Genomic DNA, 16,982 nt, shown 5'->3' on the forward strand with positions numbered 1-16,982 from the left:
CTATCACCCCCACCCTACCCTCCCCATCGAGGGGGAGGGATCTGAAGAGGCTGATATGACCGCTGAAGTCACCTGCGTCTGGGATCTGAAGGCCACGCTGGGCGAAGGCCCCATCTGGCATGGCGACGCCCTGTGGTTCGTCGATATCAAGCAGCGCAAGATTCATAACTACAAGCCGACGACCGGCGAGCACTTCAGCTTCGACGCGCCCGACCAGGTGACCTTCCTGGCGCCGATCGCCGACGCTGGCGGCTTTGTCGTCGGCCTCAAGACCGGCATTCACCGTTTCCATCCCATCACCGGCTTTCGCCTGCTGATCGAGGTGGAGGACAGCGCGCTCGACAACCGTCCGAATGACGCCACCGTCGACGCCAATGGCCGCCTGTGGTTCGGCACCATGCACGATGGCGAAGAGGCCAAGAGCGGTTCGCTCTACCGCATGGACGCCGAGGGCGTGGCGCGGATGGACAAGGACATCTGCATCACCAACGGCCCGTGCGTCTCGCCGGACGGCAAGACCTTCTACCACACCGACACCCTGGAAAAGACCGTCTGGGCCTATGACCTGGCCGAGGACGGGACGCTGTCGAACAAGCGCGCCTTCGTGCACGTCAAGCTGGGTGACGACATCTATCCGGACGGCACGGTCGTCGATTCCGAAGGCTGCCTGTGGATCGCCCTGTGGGGCGGCTTCGGCGTCATCCGCGTCTCGCCGGCGGGCGAGATCGTCGGCCGCATCGAGGTTCCCGCGCCCAACGTCACCAAGGTCTGCTTCGGCGGACCGGACCTGAAGACCCTCTTCCTCACCACAGCCCGCAAGGGCCTCAGCGACGAAACCCTGGCCCAGTATCCGCTGGCCGGCGGCCTGTTCGCCATCGGGGTCAATATCGCGGGCCAGCCCCAACACGAGGTTCGCCTTGTCTGAACGCACGCCCCGCCGGTTCCGGTCTCGCGATTGGTTCGATAACCCCGACCACATCGACATGACCGCGCTCTATCTGGAGCGCTTCATGAACTACGGGATCACGCCGGAGGAGCTGCGAAGCGGCAAGCCGATCATCGGCATCGCCCAGACCGGCAGCGACATCTCGCCCTGCAACCGCATCCACCTCGACCTGGTGACGCGGATTCGGGACGGGATCCGCGACGCCGGGGGCATTCCCATGGAGTTTCCGGTCCACCCGATCTTCGAGAACTGCCGTCGCCCGACGGCGGCGCTGGACCGGAACCTCTCCTATCTCGGCCTCGTCGAGACCCTGCACGGCTACCCGATCGACGCCGTCGTCCTGACCACCGGCTGCGACAAGACCACGCCGGCGGGGATCATGGCCGCCACCACGGTCAACATCCCGGCCATCGTCCTGTCGGGCGGCCCGATGCTGGACGGCTGGCACGAGGGCGAGCTGGTCGGCTCGGGCACGGTCATCTGGCGCTCGCGCCGCAAGCTGGCCGCCGGCGAGATCACGGAAGAAGAGTTCATCGACCGCGCCGCCTCGTCGGCGCCGTCGGCCGGCCACTGCAACACCATGGGCACGGCCTCGACCATGAACGCCGTGGCCGAGGCGCTGGGCCTGTCGCTGACCGGCTGCGCGGCGATCCCCGCCCCGTACCGCGAGCGCGGCCAGATGGCCTACAAGACCGGTCAGCGGATCGTCGACCTGGCCTATGAGGACGTCAAACCGCTCGACATTCTCACGAAGAAGGCCTTCCAGAACGCCATCGCCCTGGTGGCGGCGGCCGGCGGCTCGACCAACGCCCAGCCGCACATCGTGGCCATGGCCCGTCACGCCGGCGTCGAGATCACCGCTGACGACTGGCGCGCGGCCTACGACATCCCGCTGATCGTCAACATGCAGCCGGCCGGCAAGTATCTGGGCGAGCGCTTCCACCGAGCCGGCGGCGCGCCGGCGGTGCTATGGGAGCTTCTCCAGCAAGGCCGTCTGCACGGCGACGTCCTGACCGTCACCGGCAAGACCATGGGCGAGAACCTGCAGGGCCGCGAGACCAGCGACCGCGAAGTGATCTTCCCCTACCACCAGCCCCTGGCCGAGAAGGCCGGCTTCCTGGTGCTGAAGGGCAACCTGTTCGACTTCGCGATCATGAAGTCCAGCGTGATCGGCGAGGAGTTCCGCAAGCGCTACCTGTCGGAGCCCGGCAAGGAAGGCGTCTTCGAGGCTCGCGCCATCGTGTTCGACGGCTCGGACGACTACCACAAGCGGATCAACGACCCGGCTCTGGAGATCGACGAGCGCTGCATCCTGGTGATCCGCGGCGCGGGTCCGATCGGGTGGCCCGGCTCGGCCGAGGTCGTCAACATGCAGCCGCCGGATCACCTGCTGAAGAAGGGCATCATGAGCCTGCCCACGCTGGGCGACGGCCGCCAGTCGGGCACCGCCGACAGCCCCTCGATCCTGAACGCCTCGCCCGAGAGCGCGATCGGCGGCGGCCTGTCGTGGCTGCGCACCGGCGACACCATCCGCATCGACATCAACACCGGCCGCTGCGACGCGCTGGTGGACGAAGCGACGATCGCGGAGCGCAAGAAGGAAGGCATCCCGGCCGTCCCGGCGACCATGACGCCCTGGCAGGAGATCTACCGCGCTCACACCGGTCAGCTCGAGAGCGGCGGGGTGCTGGAGTTCGCCGTCAAGTACCAGGACCTGGCCTCGAAGCTGCCGCGTCACAACCACTAGAGACAGAAGCCCCCGGAGCCATCCGGGGGCTTTCTTCTTGGGGCCTCGTTCTGGGTGCTGGCCTTGCCGCATCCACCGCGCCAGGATGCCCCTGGGAGGGCCCTGTCTTGCAAGACTTCGAACCGCTTTTCGTCGCCGCGCGCCAGGCCATTGCCGCAGGCCATCGCGACCAGGCCCGCGACCTCTACGCCAAGGCCGCCGACAAGGCCCGCGCCGTCGGCGCCGCCATTCCTCTCGCCCACGCCCTGCGCCATGTCTCCGATCTGGACCGCGAGGCCGGACGCGCCGAGCCGGCGCTGGCCGCCGCCGACGAGGCCGTCGCCCTCTACCGCGCGAGCCCCGACGCCACTGATCTGGACCTCGCCAACGCGCTTCGACTGTCCGCCCTGGCGCGCGAAGCGCTGGGACAAGCCGCCACCGACCTCTGGCGCGAAGCCGGGGCGCTGTATCAGGACGCCGACGTCGAAGCCGGGGTCGAGGAGGTCGCGCGGCGACTGAACCTGGCGACCCGCGCCGCCGAGCCCGAAGACCTGGCGCCGCTCGCCCGGCTTTGGCGAGAAGGCTGGAGCGACGCGCACAACGGCATCGTCCCCGAAGCCCTGGTCGCGCTCCGTACGCCGGAGAGTTTCGAAGAGCGCATGGCCAAGGCCCTGCCCCAGGTGAGGGCGCTGGGCCCCGTCGGCGCGCCGCTCGGGTTCCACCTGATCAAGGGCGATGAGCTGAACCAGTTCTATCTGGCGAGCGCGGCGCGCGGCACGGGCGCGGCCGGCGTGCTGATGGCCGACGCCGAGATGCGTCTCGCCGAAGCGGGCGTCGCGACGGCCTGGCTGGCCTGCGCCATCGGCAATACGCGCGCCGCCCGCTTCTACGAGAAGGCGGGCTGGACCCGGGCGGGGGTCGAAACCGTGCCGACCGAGACGTCGGAAGGGTCGTTCCCGCTGGAGGTCTGGCGTTACGAGAAGCGCTTGGCGATCGACGCGCTCTAGCCTCCGCGCGCCGGGTCGCCGCCTCTCCGCATCGCAACCAAATCGCGCCGCTCTCTGGCGCCGTCGACCACGAGCCGCCACATTGGCCAGGTCACGAGCGCAGGAGATCCGCATGACCGACGCCACCTATGTCCCGCCCAAGGTCTGGACCTGGAACAAGGAGAGCGGCGGCCGGTTCGCGTCCATCAACCGCCCGATCGCGGGCGCCACCCATGACAAGCCGCTGCCGATCGGCAAGCATCCGCTGCAGCTCTATTCGCTGGGAACGCCGAACGGTGTGAAGGTGACGATCATGCTCGAGGAGCTGCTGGCCCTAGGCCACGCCGGCGCCGAGTACGACGCCTGGCTGATCAATATCGGCGAGGGCGACCAGTTCGGCAGCGGCTTCGTCGAGGCCAACCCGAACTCCAAGATCCCGGCCCTGGTCGACCACAGCGGATCCAAGCCGATCCGCATCTTCGAGTCCGGCGCCATCCTTATTCACCTGGCCGAAAAGTTCGGCGCCTTCCTGCCCACCGAGACCGCGGCGCGGGCCGAGTGCCTGTCGTGGCTGTTCTGGCAGATGGGCAGCGCGCCGTTCCTGGGCGGCGGCTTCGGCCACTTCTACGCCTATGCGCCCTACAAGATGGAGTACCCCATCAACCGCTACGCCATGGAGGTGAAGCGCCAGATGGATGTGCTGGACCGTAACCTGGCCGAGCGCCGGTTCGTCGCCGGCGACGACTACACCATCGCCGACATGGCCATCTGGCCCTGGTACGGCGGCCTGGCCAAGGGCCTGCTGTACGAGGCCGGCGAGTTCCTGTCCGTGCAGGACTACAAGAACGTCATCCGGTGGGCCGACGACCTGGCCGCCCGGCCGGCGGTGCGGCGCGGGCGGATGGTCAACCGCACCTTCGGCGAGCCGTCCAGCCAGTTGCGCGAACGGCACGACGCCAGCGACTTCGACACCAAGACCCAGGACAAGCTGGAGGCGAAGTAGGGGTAACGCCCCCTACCCCGGCCCGCCGGCGCTGAAGTCGAACTGCTCGGGCCGGGACTTGCCGCCGCCGAAGGCGTAGCTGAAGCCGAAGAACACCGAACGGACGTTGGCTGTGCGGCGCGTGCGGTCGCGGAGGGCCGGGGTGTCGACGACGGTCACGTCCGCGAAGTTGTCCAGCACGTCCTGGGCGGTCACGACCAGCGAGAGCTTTTCGTTGACCTTACGGCGGTAGCCAAGGTTCAGCATCTTGAACGGCTCGCGATAGCCCTGAGGCGTCAAACGCTTGCCCGAAGTGAAGGCGTTCAGCTGGAAGAAGTCCTTGGGCGTGGCTTGCCAGTTCAGGTTCGCGCGGCCCGACAACGCCGTGCCGGAACGATCGCCCGTGAAGCCGAGATTGGCCGCATCGATCTCGTTCCAGAACAGATTGCCGCTGAGGTTATAGGTCAGCTTGGGCGTCAGGCGACCGTTGGCGACCAGCTCCAGACCGCCGCTGCGGCTCTTGCCGAGATTGGCTCGGGAGGTCAGCAGCACGCCGCCGCCCAGGTCGCTGACCACGTCGGTGACGCTGTCGCGGGTATCGCGGAAATAGGCGGTGGCCAGATAATAGGTCTGGCCCTTCCGGAACTGCCAGCCCAGCTCATAGGAGTCGGTGATCTGCGGCTTCAGGTTGGGATTGCCCTGGCGATAGTTGAACGGATCCAGGTAGACCCGATACGGGTGCAGATCCTGGGCGCCAGGACGTTGGACCCGCCGGCTGTAGTTGGCGCTGAGGGTTTGGCTCTGGCTGAGCGTGTAGCCCGTGTGCAGGGTCGGGTAGACGCGGAAGTAATCGTTCTGCCCGGTCGCGCCGTGGGTCACGTCGTTGACGTCGATCTGGACCTGTTCGGCTCGCAGCCCCCCCTGAACCGTGAAATCGCCGAACGGCCGCTCATAGGTGACATACGCCGCGTAGACGTCCTGATCGTAACGATAGAGGTTCGTGCGGGCCGGATCGACCACCAGCCCTCCAGCGGTCGGTCCCGCGGCCCCACGGTTTTCGTAGTCGTTGCTAGCCAGTTCGAAATCGAGGCCGGTCTTCAGCTTGACGTCCTTGGGCAGCGGCTTGCTGTAGTCGAGCTTGAAGTTGGCGCGCTTCTGATCGACGTCCATGCCGATGCGCTCGTACTGGTCGACGCCCGGGCTGTTGCGCGTGAAGGCGTCAGCCTCGCGCGAGAAGTCCGTGACCTCGTATTCCAGGTGAGTCGTCAGAAGGTGGTCGGCGCCCTTGAACTGCCGGCGCCAGTCGGCGCTGACCGCGCCGTTGTCGCGTTGGATCTCGCCCGTCAGATCACGGACATAAGCCCGGGTCGGCGCGCCGGCGGCGTCCGAAGCGGCGTAGGTCTCGCGGTTGTCGGTGTCGAACGCTATGCGGCGCAGACGCAGCTCGCCGCTCAGGCGGTTGTTCTTGTCCAGGTCATAATCGACCGCGCCCCGCAGGTTGGTCATGCCGCCTTCGTTCTCGACGTCGGCGTCCTGCGTGCTGGAGGCGTAGCCTCCACCGGTTTGCCGCACCGACCGTTCGATCAGCTGGCGCGCCTCCTGCACGTCGTGGCGATAGCTGGCGTCGCCGGTCAGGGTCAGCTTGCCGGTCCGGCGCGTGGCGCTGATCCCGCCATTGTGGCGGCCGGTCGTATCGACGTTGAGCCGGACCGTGCCGTTCGTCCCGGGCTTCTGGGTCTTCTTGGTGATCAGATTGATGATCCCGGCCGAGCCGTCGGGGCGATAGGCGGCCGAGGGATTGGTCATCACCTCGACCGCGGTCGATCTGGTCGGCCGGCATGGATTGCAGCGCGTCGCCCTTGCCCTCGCCGGTGAACTGGCTGCTGGGCTTGCCGTCGATCATGATGGTGACGTTGGCGTCGCCGCGCAGGCTGACATTGCCCTGCACGTCCACCTCGACCGAGGGGATGTTGCGCAGCGCGTCGGCGATCGAGCCCGTCTTGGCCGACAGGTCATTGGTGACGCTGTAGCTGCGGCGATCGATCGAGCTGCGCATCGCCGTCGAGTCGGAGGTGATCGTCACCCCTTCGACGGCCGTCGGCGCGTCTTTCGCCGGCGCCTTGGGCGCGGCTGGCGCGGTCTGGGCCAGAGCCAGGGAGGGAGACAGCGCGGCGACCGCCGCCAGCAAAGCGTACTTCAGATGCAAGACATCCCCCAGGGCCACGGGCGGCGCGCGATCAGCCAGTCGCCGCGCGAAGATTACAAAATGTACATGTGTAAAATTCTGTACCCTGCTCTTAAACCCGTGTTTTGCGACGAGAACAAATGTCTTTTCCGCAATGTTCGCTCGGCTGCTATCGATGGGGTCGGAGGTGAGTCCCACGCGCGAGTAAATGGTCGCCAGAACCTGCGCTTGCGCGCTGATACCGGTAACACTAAGGTCGCGCCAACCAGAGGCCCCTTAAGGGGTCGTAGGGGCGTCAACGGGCCGGAGAAGGCCCAATGGGAGGAAACCTGTGGCAAGTGTATCCAACGCCGGCCCCAGCGCGGGCATGAGCGCTGACGGGACGAAGGTGAACATGGCCTTCGTCGCCGCGATCGTCGCGGTCGCCACGATCGGCGGCTTCATGTTCGGCTACGACAGCGGCGTCATCAACGGCACGCAAGAAGGCCTGAACAGCGCCTTCAATCTCACCGAGTTCGGCACCGGCCTGAACGTGGCCGCCATCCTGATCGGCTGCGCCATCGGCGCCTTCGCCGCCGGCCGCCTGGCCGACGTCTGGGGCCGCCGCACCGTGATGATCATCTCGGCCGTGCTGTTCATCATCAGCGCCCTGGGCACCGGGGCGGCGCACACCTCGACCATCTTCGTCATCTTCCGCCTGATCGGCGGCCTCGGCGTCGGCGCGGCCAGCGTGCTGTGCCCCGTCTACATCTCGGAAGTCACGCCGGCGAACATCCGCGGCCGCCTGTCGTCCGTGCAGCAGATCATGATCATCACCGGCCTGACCGGCGCGTTCGTGGCCAACTACGCGCTGGCCCACACCGCCGGCAGCTCGACCGCCGAGTTCTGGCTGGGCCTGCCCGCCTGGCGCTGGATGTTCTGGATGCAGGTCATCCCGGCCGGCGTCTTCTTCCTGTGCCTGCTGGGCATTCCGGAAAGCCCCCGCTACCTCGTCGCCAAGGGCCAGGACGCCAAGGCCGAAGCGATCCTGTCGCGTCTGTTCGGCGCGGGCGCCGGGGCGGCCAAGGTCGCCGAGATCCGCGCCTCGCTGAGCGCCGACCACAAGCCGAAGTTCTCCGACCTGCTCGACCCGGTCAGCAAGAAGATTCGTCCGATCCTCTGGGCCGGCCTGATCCTGGCGGTCTTCCAGCAACTGGTCGGCATCAACATCGTCTTCTACTACGGCTCGGTGCTGTGGCAGTCGGTGGGCTTCACCGAGGACGACAGCCTGAAGATCAACATCCTCTCGGGCGCGCTGTCGATCGTGGCCTGCCTGGCCGCCATCGCCCTGATCGACAAGATCGGCCGCAAGCCGCTGCTGCTGATCGGCTCGGCCGGCATGGCCGTGACCCTGGGCGTCCTGACCTGGTGCTTCTCGACCGCCACCACGGTCAACGGCGCCCTGCACCTGGACGGTAATGTCGGCCCGATCGCCCTGGTCGCCGCCAACCTCTACGTGATCTTCTTCAACCTCTCCTGGGGTCCGGTCATGTGGGTGATGCTGGGCGAGATGTTCCCGAACCAGATGCGCGGCTCGGCCCTGGCCGTCGCCGGCTTCGCCCAGTGGATGGCCAACTTCGCCATCTCGTTCAGCTTCCCGGCCATGGCCAAGCTCAGCCTGGCGGCCACCTACGGCTTCTACGCCGCGAGCGCCGTGGTCTCGTTCTTCCTGGTTCAGAAGCTGATTCACGAGACCCGTGGCAAGGAACTGGAGGCCATGGAGGGGTAACCGACAATCCTCCCCCTAGCGGGGGAGGTGTCGGCCCGAAGGGACGACGGAGGGGGAAGAGGCAAGCGCTCAAATACTTCCCCCCTCCGGTCCTTCGGACCACCTCCCCGCGAGGAGGATTTAGAGACCCACAACGCCCGGAGGCTCCGCTTCCGGGCGTTTTCTTTTTTGCGCCCGCCTCAATGACACCGGTGGACAAAACCGCGCCACCGGCTAGCCTCGCACCAACAAATAAGTCCGCGTTGGGGAGAGGCATCATGGTCGACATCAATCGTCGCGGCGCGCTGGGATCGCTACTGACCGGCGCTGGCCTGGCCGCCCTGCCCGCGTCGAGCCAAGCGGCGGCCCAGATGGGGACCCTGCCTTCCAAACCCACGACCGGCCCGACCTGGGCGAAGGGGATCGAGGGCCAGCGCAAGGCCGACCTGGGCGATGGGACCTTCCTCAATCCGATCCTGGCCGGCGACCATCCCGACCCGTCGATCCTGAAGGACGGCGACGACTACTACATGACCAACAGCTCGTTCGACGCCTATCCGGGCCTCTTGATCTGGCATAGCCGCGACCTGGTGAACTGGACGCCGGTCACCACGACGCTGAAGACCAATGTCGGCTCGATCTGGGCGCCCGAGCTCTGCAAGCACGAGGGCCGCTACTACATCTACCTGCCGGCCAAGAAGCCGAACAACAACACCAGCTACGTGATCTGGGCCGACAGGATCGAAGGCCCGTGGTCCGAGCCGATCGACCTGAAGCTGCCGCGCTACATCGACCCCGGCCATATCGTCGACGAGACGGGCGAGCGCTGGCTGTTCCTGTCCGGCGGCGACCGCATCAAGCTGGCGCCCGACGGCCTCTCGACCGTCGGCCAGCCCGAGCATGTCTATGACCCGTGGCGCTACCCGGACGACTGGGACGTCGAGGGCTTCTCGCCCGAGGGCCCCAAGGTCATGCGTCGCGGCGCGTACTACTACATGATCACCGCCGTGGGCGGCACGGCCGGCCCGCCGACCGGCCACATGGTCATCGTCGCGCGCGCCAAGTCGTTGGCCGGTCCGTGGGAGGACCATCCGCGCAACCCCCTCGTCCGGACGACCGACAACGCCGAAAAATGGTGGTCGCGCGGCCACGCCACCCTGGTCGAGGGGCCGGGCGGCGACTGGTGGACCGTCTATCACGGCTACGAGAACGGCTATTACACCCTGGGCCGCCAGACCTTGCTGGCTCCCGTCACCTGGACCGCCGACGGCTGGTTCGACGTTGGCGGCGGCGATCTCTCAAAGCCCCTCCCCAAACCCAAGGGCGGCAAGCCCGGCCCGCACGGCATGGCGCTGTCGGACGACTTCTCGACCGACAAGTACGGGGTCCAGTGGAACTTCTTCGATCCGCGTCCGGACGAGCATCAGCGCATCACGCGCGCCGGCGACGTCCTGACCCTGAAGGGCGCGGGCGAGGCCCCGTCCAGCGGCGCGCCGCTGATCTTCGTCAACGGCGACCAGGCCTATGAGATCGAGTGCGAGATCGAGGTCGATCCCGAGACCCGCGCCGGCCTGATCCTGTTCTACGACCGCCAGCTCTATTGCGGCCTCGGCTTCGACGCGAAGGCCTTCGTCACCCACCAGTACGGAATCGAGCGCGGCCGCCCGGCCAACCCGCACGGCGCCCGGATGCTGATGAGGCTGCGCAACACCCGCCACATCGTCGCCTTCCATACCAGCGGGGACGGCGGCAAGACCTGGAAGCGCTTCGACCGCGGCATGGAAGTCAGCGGCTACCACCACAACGTCCGCGGCGGTTTCCTGATGCTGAAGCCGGGGATCTACGCCGCCGGCAAGGGCTCGGCGCGGTTCCGGGGGTTCAAGTACCGGGCGTTGGACTAGGCGCGCCTCGGCGCGCGCCCTCCCTAGGCGGCGAACCGTTGAGCCGATCGCCCGTTCGAGGTCGGGGCCGTCACGTTGAAGCGGGCGATCAGACGCTCCAGGTGCTCGGCCTCCACGCGGAGGTTCGCCGCGGCGGCCGTCGCCTCTTCAACCATGGCGGCGTTCTGCTGCGTGACCTGATCCATCTGGTTCACGGCGACGTTGACTTCGCGAATGCCGGTGGCTTGTTCGCGGGAAGACTGAGCGATCTCTCCGATCAGCGTGTCGATCTCGCTGACCTTTCCGACGATCGCATTCAGCGCGCGCCCCGTATCGCCCACGAGTTTCACGCCGCGCTCGACCTGAGCCGAGCTGTTGGCGATCAAGACCTTGATCTCCTTGGCCGCATCGGCCGAACGCTGAGCCAGAGCGCGCACTTCCTGAGCGACCACGGCGAAGCCTCGCCCAGCCTCGCCCGCCCGCGCCGCCTCGACGCCCGCGTTCAGAGCCAGAAGATTGGTCTGGAAGGCGATCTCGTCGATCACCCCGATGATCTGGTTGATCTGGGCGGAGCTCGACTCGATCCCGTCCATGGCCGAGACCGCCTCGCCGACGATGTCGCCAGACCTGGCCGCGTCGACGCGGGCGTCGGACGCCGCCGTCGAGGCGCGCTTGGCGCCCTCGGCGCTTCGGCCAACCGTGGCGGTGATCTGGTCAAGCGCCGCCGCGGTCTCCTCCAGGCTCGCGGCCTGCTGCTCCGTTCGACGGGACAGGTCGTCCGAGGCGACCGAGATCTCGTTGGCGCCGCCGGCGACATTCTGAGTGGCCGTCGCGACGGCGCCGATCGTCTCGTCCAGTGCGGTCACCGCGCCGTTGAAATCGTCGCGCACGCGCGCGAACTGGGCGTCGATGGAGCCCGTCATCCGATAGCTGAGATCATTCGCCGCCAGACGCTCCAGCGCGCGGGCGATCTGGTTGACCGCATCGACGCGGCCCGTGACCTCGGTGGCGAACTTGACTACCTTGGCGACCCGCCCCTTGGCGTCGAACACGGGGTTGTAGGAGGCTTGGATCCAGACCTCCGCCCCGCCCTTACCGATCCGCTTGAATTCCTCCGCGACGAACTCTCCGGCGTTCAACTTCCGCCAGAAATCGGCATAGGCTTGAGATCCGCGATAGGCTGGATCGACGAACATGCCGTGGTGCTTGCCCTTGATCTCCGCGAGGGAGTAGCCGACCACGGCGAGGAAGTTCTCGTTCGCGTCCAGGATCACGCCCTCTGTCGTGAACTCGATGACGGCCTGCACGCGCTCGACCGCGGCGAGCTTCGCCGCGCGTTCGGCGTTGGCCTCCTTCTGCGCCGTGACATCGGTCGCGACCTTGAGCACCCTGGTGACCTGACCGGCCGCGTTCTTGACGGGGTTGTACGACGCCTGGATCCAAACCTCCCGGCCGCCCTTGCCGATACGCAGATACTCGCGCGCGTCGAACTGACCGCTAGCGAGCCGAGCCCAGAAGTCGCGGTACGCTTGGCTAGAGACCTCATCGGGCGGCACGAACATGCTGTGGTGCTTGCCGACAATCTCCCGCTCCTCGTAACCGAGGGCTTTGCAGAAATTGGCGTTGGCCGCGAGGATCGTTCCCTTGGGGTCGAACTCGATCATCGCGAGGGAATTGCTGAGCGCGCTGATCTTGCTCGCGGCGTCACCTGTCAGTCGGTTGCGCAGATTGATCATCACGAACGATCCGTTTTCTTTATGAGCCCAAATTCCGCCCCTCGAAGAACATCGTTCACACACCTCAATAAAACATAAACGGCAAGTTCACCTCAGGCGCTTTACCGACCTTCATAGGCGTAATTTCAGATCATGTGCCGAATAGTCGCAGAAGAACCCGCTTAACTTGAGAACTATACTCATTTCGCATTCAACTGAAACGGGAGGTCGGGGGACCACTTACATCCGATAGCTGTATGCGCTGCATTTTCGGAGGTTTTGACGCCGATTCTCTACCAGGGGCCGATGTATCGAAGGCTCGATGATCGGCGCTCGGCCCGCCGCGGGCGCGTCCCATCCTACCCCCGATAGGCGTCGAGCGCCGCCCGCAACACGTGCAGCATCCGCTCGCGGTCGGCGTCGTCAGGGGCGGCCTTCAGCGCCTCGCCCAGAGCCAGCTGGAAGGCCGCGCGCTGGTTGTGCCAGTCGAGCGAGCCGGCCGCGCGGGGCGGCAGGCGGGGCGGCGCCTGGTCGGCCAGGGTCGCCGGGCCCGCGCCCACCAGGAAGGTCTCGTCCAGCGCGGGGACCAGCAGGCGATCCTCGGCGAAACCGGCCTCGGCCAGCCGGCGCTTGAGGCCCTGGGCGGCGTCGGGCTCGCCGTGGGCGATGAACACCGAGCCCGCCACGGGGTTGCGCGCCTTCGCCCAAGCCACCAGCCCTTTGGCGTCGGCGTGGGCCGGAATAGGCGTCCAGCTGGCGGATGCGGGCGCGAACCCGCACCTCGTCGCCCCGGATCGAAACGCGCGGCGCGCCCTCGGCCAACAGGCGCCCCAGCGTGCCGGTGGCCTGGTAGCCGCATAGCAGCACCGTCGCCTCCTTGCGCCACAGCAGGCGCTTGAGATGCTTGCGCACGCGGCCCGCGTCGCACATGCCGCTGGCGGCCAGGATGATGTGCCAGCCGCTCAGGCGATCCAGGCCGTCGCTCTCGCCCGGCGAGCTGAGGAAGCGCAGATGGTTCGATGGCTTCAGCGCCTCGAACGGATTGGTCTGGGCGCCGGGCTTCCAGCCCCGGGCCTGGAAGACCTTGGTCGCTTCGATGGCGAGCGGCGAGTCCAGGAAGATGTCGCCCTTGGGGACCTCGCCCGACTCCATCAGGTCCAGCAGGTCGACCAAAAGCTCCTGGCTGCGCTCGACCGCGAAGGCGGGGATCAGCAGCGGCCCGCCGGCCTCGCGGGCGGCGCGCACCTCCTCGGCCAGTTGCTGACGTCGGGCGGCGCTGTCGAAGCCGGTGCGCTCGCGGTCGCCGTAGGTGGACTCGATGATCAGGTGGTGGACGCCGACCGGCGCGTCGGGATCGTCGACGAACGGGCTGCCGCCGGGGCCAAGGTCGCCGGAGAACAACAAGGTCTGGGTCTGCCCGGGCGGCCCGACCTCCACCGCGATCGAGGCCGCGCCCAGCATATGGCCGGCGGGCCAATAGGTGGCGGTAACCCCCTCGGCGATCGTCACGGGCTCGCCCAGCTTGACCTTGTGGAACTGGGCGGCGACCGCCTTGCCGTCTTCGGCGGTGTAGATCGGCTCGACCGGCGGGACGCCGCGCCGCTGATTGCGGCGATTGAGGCTTTCGACCTCGTTCTCCTGAATGCCGCCCGCGTCGACCAGCATGACGGCGGCCAGGTCGCGGGTGGCGGCCGTCGCGTAGATCGGCCCCTCGAAGCCGGCCAGCATCAGCTTGGGCAAGAGGCCCGAATGGTCGATGTGGGCGTGGGTCAGCAGGACCGCGTCGACCTTGCCGACCTCGAACGGAAACGGCTGATAGTTCAGCGCCTTCAGGGTCTTGGAGCCCTGGAACATGCCGCAGTCGATCAGCACCGTGGCGTGCTCGGTGACGAGACGGGCGCAAAAGCCGGTCACGCAGCCGGCGGCGCCGTGGAAGGTCAGGGTCGGGGTCATCGCCACGCCATCATTGGGGGAAACCTGGGCGAGCATGGCCGCTCCGGACGTCGTCTCGCCCTGATCCAGGTCAACCCCGCGGGCGGATTGCGTCATAGTCTGCGCCACAACACAAACCCTGAGTCTTCCCCGTGACCGAAGTCCCCCTGCCGACCGCCGCCCCCGACAACCACGCGCAGCTCACCTCGCCGTCGTACCGGCTGGCCGCGCTGGACCAGGACTTCCTGCTGGGCGACTCGATGCGCGGCGTGCGGTTCCTGCTGGAGTTCGCCAAGGCCGACGAGGCGCTGCGCCGCTGGGGCGTGCGCTCGACCGTGGTGGTGTTCGGCAGCGCGCGCGTGCGCCAGGACGGTCCGGTCGAGCAGGCCCGCTGGTACGAGGAAGCCCGGCGCTTTGGCCGCATCGTCTCCGAGCGCGGCGGGGCCAAGCTGGAGAACGGCGACCACGTCCGCGACAACGTCATCGCCACCGGCGGCGGCCCTGGCGTGATGGAGGCCGCCAACCGCGGCGCCTATGAAGCCGGCGCGCCGTCCATCGGCTTCAACATCACCCTACCGCGCGAGCAGACGCCCAATCCCTACTGCACGCCGGACCTGACGTTCCGCTTTCACTATTTCGCCATGCGCAAGATGCATCTGGCCATGCGCGCCAACGCGCTGGTCGTGTTCCCAGGCGGCTTCGGCACCTTCGACGAGTTGTTCGAGATCCTGACCCTGCGCCAGACCGACAAGGCCCCGCCGATCCCGATCGTGTTGTTCGACGAGGCCTACTGGCGCTCGATCATCAATTTCGAGGCCCTGGTCGAGCACGGCATGATCGCCGAGGCGGACCTCGACCTGCTGCACTTCGCCGACGACGCCGAGGAGACCTGGGCGGAGCTGGTCAAATGCGGGCTGAAGCTGCCCGGCGGCGAGGGCTAGCTCAGCAGGTGGCGCACCGTCGAGCGCAGCACCAGGCTTAGGGCTTCGCGGTCCAGGTCGGGGTGGTTGACGCCGCGCATCAGCAGGCCGTCGAAGATCAGGCCGATCGCCTCGCAACGGGCCTGGAATTCGGCCTCGCTCCATTCGGGCTTGCGGCTTCGCTCCATCAAGGACCTGGCCATCTGCCGCTCCTGGTCGTCGGCCGAGCGGACGATGGCGGCGACCTTGGGATTGCGAGCGGCCTCGGCGATGACTTCCAGCGCCAGGGCGGCGCGCCCCGGCTCGAAGCACTTGTCGATGCTTTCGGGCAGGTGCTCGTCGATCGCGTCCAGCAGGGTGCCCGGCTGGCTCTCCAGCTCGGCGAACTTATCGCGCATCTCGGCCAGATCCTGGGCGACGATGGCGGCGATGATCGCTTCCTTGTTCTCGAAGTAGCGGTAGATCTGGCCGACGCTCAGGCCCGCGGCCTTGGCGATGTCGGCCATGCTGGCGCCATGGAAGCCGGAATGGCGCACGCGGTCGCAAGCGGCGTCGAGGATCTGCTGACGACGCGACTCGGGTGACGGGCGACCGGAATGGGCGTCATCAACCATTGAAAATCCTAAGCGACATTACATTTCCGTTAGGGCAGCCTCAGCGGTGGGCTTGAAGGTTGACTTGCGACAGTCGCGCTCCTATGTCCAGCCCACTTGAGAATGAACGTTCATTCTCAGATTGTTCATCATGCCGGTCTAGTCAAGGGCAATAGCTCACTAGTCCATCGCATCCGGGGTCACATATGTACGTCAAACGCACCGCCGCCATCTCGGCCGTGGGTCTCGCCGCCATCGCGCTCACCCTTTCGGCCTGCGGGCAGAAGGGCGACGCCGGCGCTGGCATGGGAGGGGCGACCGAAGTCGGTTACGTCGTCGCCCAATCCCAGTCCGTGGGCCTGACCACCGAGCTTTCCGGCCGCACCTCGGCCTTCCTGGTCTCCGAAGTGCGCCCACAGGTGGGGGGCGTCATCAAGGCGCGCCTGTTCGAAGAGGGCTCGATCGTCAAGGCGGGGCAGTCGCTCTACCAGATCGATCCGGCCACCTATCAGGCGACCTACAACAGCGCCGCGGCGTCTTTGGCCCAGGCCCAGGCCACGGCCCTGGCGGCGAAGCTGAAGGCCGACCGTTACAAGGCCCTCGTCGAGAGCGGCGCGGTCTCCAAGCAGGACAATGACGACGCCCAGGCGACCGCCGCCCAGACGGCCGCCGCCGTCGCGGTGCAGAAGGCCGCGTTGGACACCGCCCGCATCAATCTGAACTACACCAAGGTCGCCTCGCCGATCTCCGGCCGCATCGGCAAGAGCGCCGTGACCCCCGGCGCCCTGGTGACCGCCAGCCAGGCCACGCCCCTGGCGACGGTCCAGGACCTGTCGAAGATCTATGTCGACCTGACCCAGACCTCGGCCGAGCTGCTGAAACTCAAGCAGCAGTTCGCCAGCGGCAAGCTGGGCCGCACGAACTCGGCCACCGTGACCCTGAAGCTCGAAGACGGCTCGACCTATCCGACCCCGGGCACGCTGGAATTCTCCGACGTCACCGTCGACGCCGGCACCGGCTCGGTCACCCTGCGCGCGGTGTTCCCCAATCCGAACGGCGTGCTGCTGCCGGGCATGTATGTCCGCGCGAGCCTGACGCAGGGCGTCGCCTCCGGCGGGATCCTGATCCCGCAGACCGCCGTCAGCCGCGACCCCAAGGGCGCCGCGACGGTGACGCTGGTCGGCGCCAAGGGCCCCGAGCCTCGTCCCGTCACCCTGGGCCAGACGATCGGCGACAAGTGGCTGGTCACCAGCGGCTTGCAGCCGGGCGACAAGGTCATCGTCGAGGGCCTGCAGAAAGTGCGCCCCGGCGCGCCGATCAAGGCCGTGCCCGCCGGCTCCGCTCCCGCCGCTCAAGCCCAGCGCTAAGGC

General features: G+C 67.3%; 11 protein-coding genes and 2 pseudogenes. 8 read left to right on the forward strand and 5 right to left on the reverse strand.

Features of this window, described 5'->3' with window-relative positions; all coding sequences use genetic code 11:
- The first annotated feature begins 55 nt into the window (after positions 1-55).
- The 4 genes from xylC to yghU all read left to right on the forward strand — a co-directional run bounded on the left by xylC (position 56) and on the right by yghU (position 4,661).
- Complete coding sequence (gene xylC / locus CSEG_RS17835; RefSeq protein WP_013080629.1) at positions 56-925, forward strand: D-xylonolactone lactonase; 870 nt, start codon at positions 56-58, stop codon at positions 923-925.
- Positions 918-2,693 carry a xylonate dehydratase XylD gene (xylD, locus tag CSEG_RS17840; protein ID WP_013080630.1) on the forward strand — a complete coding sequence of 592 codons (1,776 nt, stop codon included), beginning with the start codon at positions 918-920 and terminating at the stop codon, positions 2,691-2,693. The genes xylC and xylD overlap by 8 nt, the downstream gene beginning before the upstream one ends.
- A gap of 107 nt (positions 2,694-2,800) precedes the next feature.
- A complete protein-coding gene (locus CSEG_RS22130; protein ID WP_013080631.1) occupies positions 2,801-3,679 on the forward strand; it encodes a GNAT family N-acetyltransferase in 879 nt (292 codons plus the stop codon).
- 112 nt (positions 3,680-3,791) lie between these two features.
- Positions 3,792-4,661, forward strand: coding sequence for a glutathione-dependent disulfide-bond oxidoreductase (gene yghU, locus CSEG_RS17850; protein WP_013080632.1), 870 nt, complete (start codon positions 3,792-3,794; stop codon positions 4,659-4,661).
- A gap of 12 nt (positions 4,662-4,673) precedes the next feature.
- Here yghU and CSEG_RS17855 read toward each other — a convergent pair whose 3' ends face one another.
- A complete protein-coding gene (locus tag CSEG_RS17855) occupies positions 4,674-6,446 on the reverse strand; it encodes an outer membrane beta-barrel family protein (protein ID WP_244264911.1) in 1,773 nt (590 codons plus the stop codon).
- A 70-nt stretch (positions 6,447-6,516) separates the two neighbouring features.
- Positions 6,517-6,696, reverse strand: a pseudogene (locus CSEG_RS23425) (TonB-dependent receptor plug domain-containing protein); the annotation flags it as partial.
- A gap of 460 nt (positions 6,697-7,156) precedes the next feature.
- Between CSEG_RS23425 and CSEG_RS17860 the strand changes: the two are divergent.
- Positions 7,157-8,593: a sugar porter family MFS transporter gene (locus CSEG_RS17860; protein ID WP_013080633.1), complete on the forward strand. Its 1,437-nt coding sequence runs from the start codon at positions 7,157-7,159 to the stop codon at positions 8,591-8,593.
- A gap of 257 nt (positions 8,594-8,850) precedes the next feature.
- Positions 8,851-10,473: a family 43 glycosylhydrolase gene (locus CSEG_RS17865; RefSeq protein ID WP_013080634.1), complete on the forward strand. Its 1,623-nt coding sequence runs from the start codon at positions 8,851-8,853 to the stop codon at positions 10,471-10,473.
- A gap of 23 nt (positions 10,474-10,496) precedes the next feature.
- Here CSEG_RS17865 and CSEG_RS17870 read toward each other — a convergent pair whose 3' ends face one another.
- Both CSEG_RS17870 and CSEG_RS17875 read right to left on the reverse strand, forming a co-directional pair.
- Positions 10,497-12,188: a methyl-accepting chemotaxis protein gene (locus CSEG_RS17870; protein ID WP_013080635.1), complete on the reverse strand. Its 1,692-nt coding sequence runs from the start codon at positions 12,186-12,188 to the stop codon at positions 10,497-10,499.
- A 338-nt stretch (positions 12,189-12,526) separates the two neighbouring features.
- Positions 12,527-14,120 (reverse strand): annotated as a pseudogene (locus CSEG_RS17875) (MBL fold metallo-hydrolase RNA specificity domain-containing protein).
- 146 nt (positions 14,121-14,266) lie between these two features.
- Here CSEG_RS17875 and CSEG_RS17880 point away from each other — a divergent pair.
- The gene (locus tag CSEG_RS17880) at positions 14,267-15,040 is read left to right on the forward strand and encodes an LOG family protein (protein WP_041538741.1); all 774 of its coding nucleotides are present in this window, start codon (positions 14,267-14,269) and stop codon (positions 15,038-15,040) included.
- Here the strand turns inward: CSEG_RS17880 and CSEG_RS17885 are convergent.
- Positions 15,037-15,633, reverse strand: a complete 597-nt coding sequence (locus CSEG_RS17885) for a TetR/AcrR family transcriptional regulator (RefSeq protein ID WP_013080638.1) — start codon at positions 15,631-15,633, stop codon at positions 15,037-15,039. The genes CSEG_RS17880 and CSEG_RS17885 overlap by 4 nt on opposite strands.
- Before the next feature lie 185 nt (positions 15,634-15,818).
- Between CSEG_RS17885 and CSEG_RS17890 the strand changes: the two genes are divergently transcribed.
- On the forward strand, positions 15,819-16,979 hold the full coding sequence (locus CSEG_RS17890) for an efflux RND transporter periplasmic adaptor subunit (protein ID WP_013080639.1): 1,161 nt from the start codon (positions 15,819-15,821) through the stop codon (positions 16,977-16,979).
- Positions 16,980-16,982 lie beyond the last annotated feature (3 nt).

The organism is Caulobacter segnis ATCC 21756 (assembly GCF_000092285.1).
GTDB classification, from domain to species: Bacteria; Pseudomonadota; Alphaproteobacteria; order Caulobacterales; family Caulobacteraceae; genus Caulobacter; species Caulobacter segnis.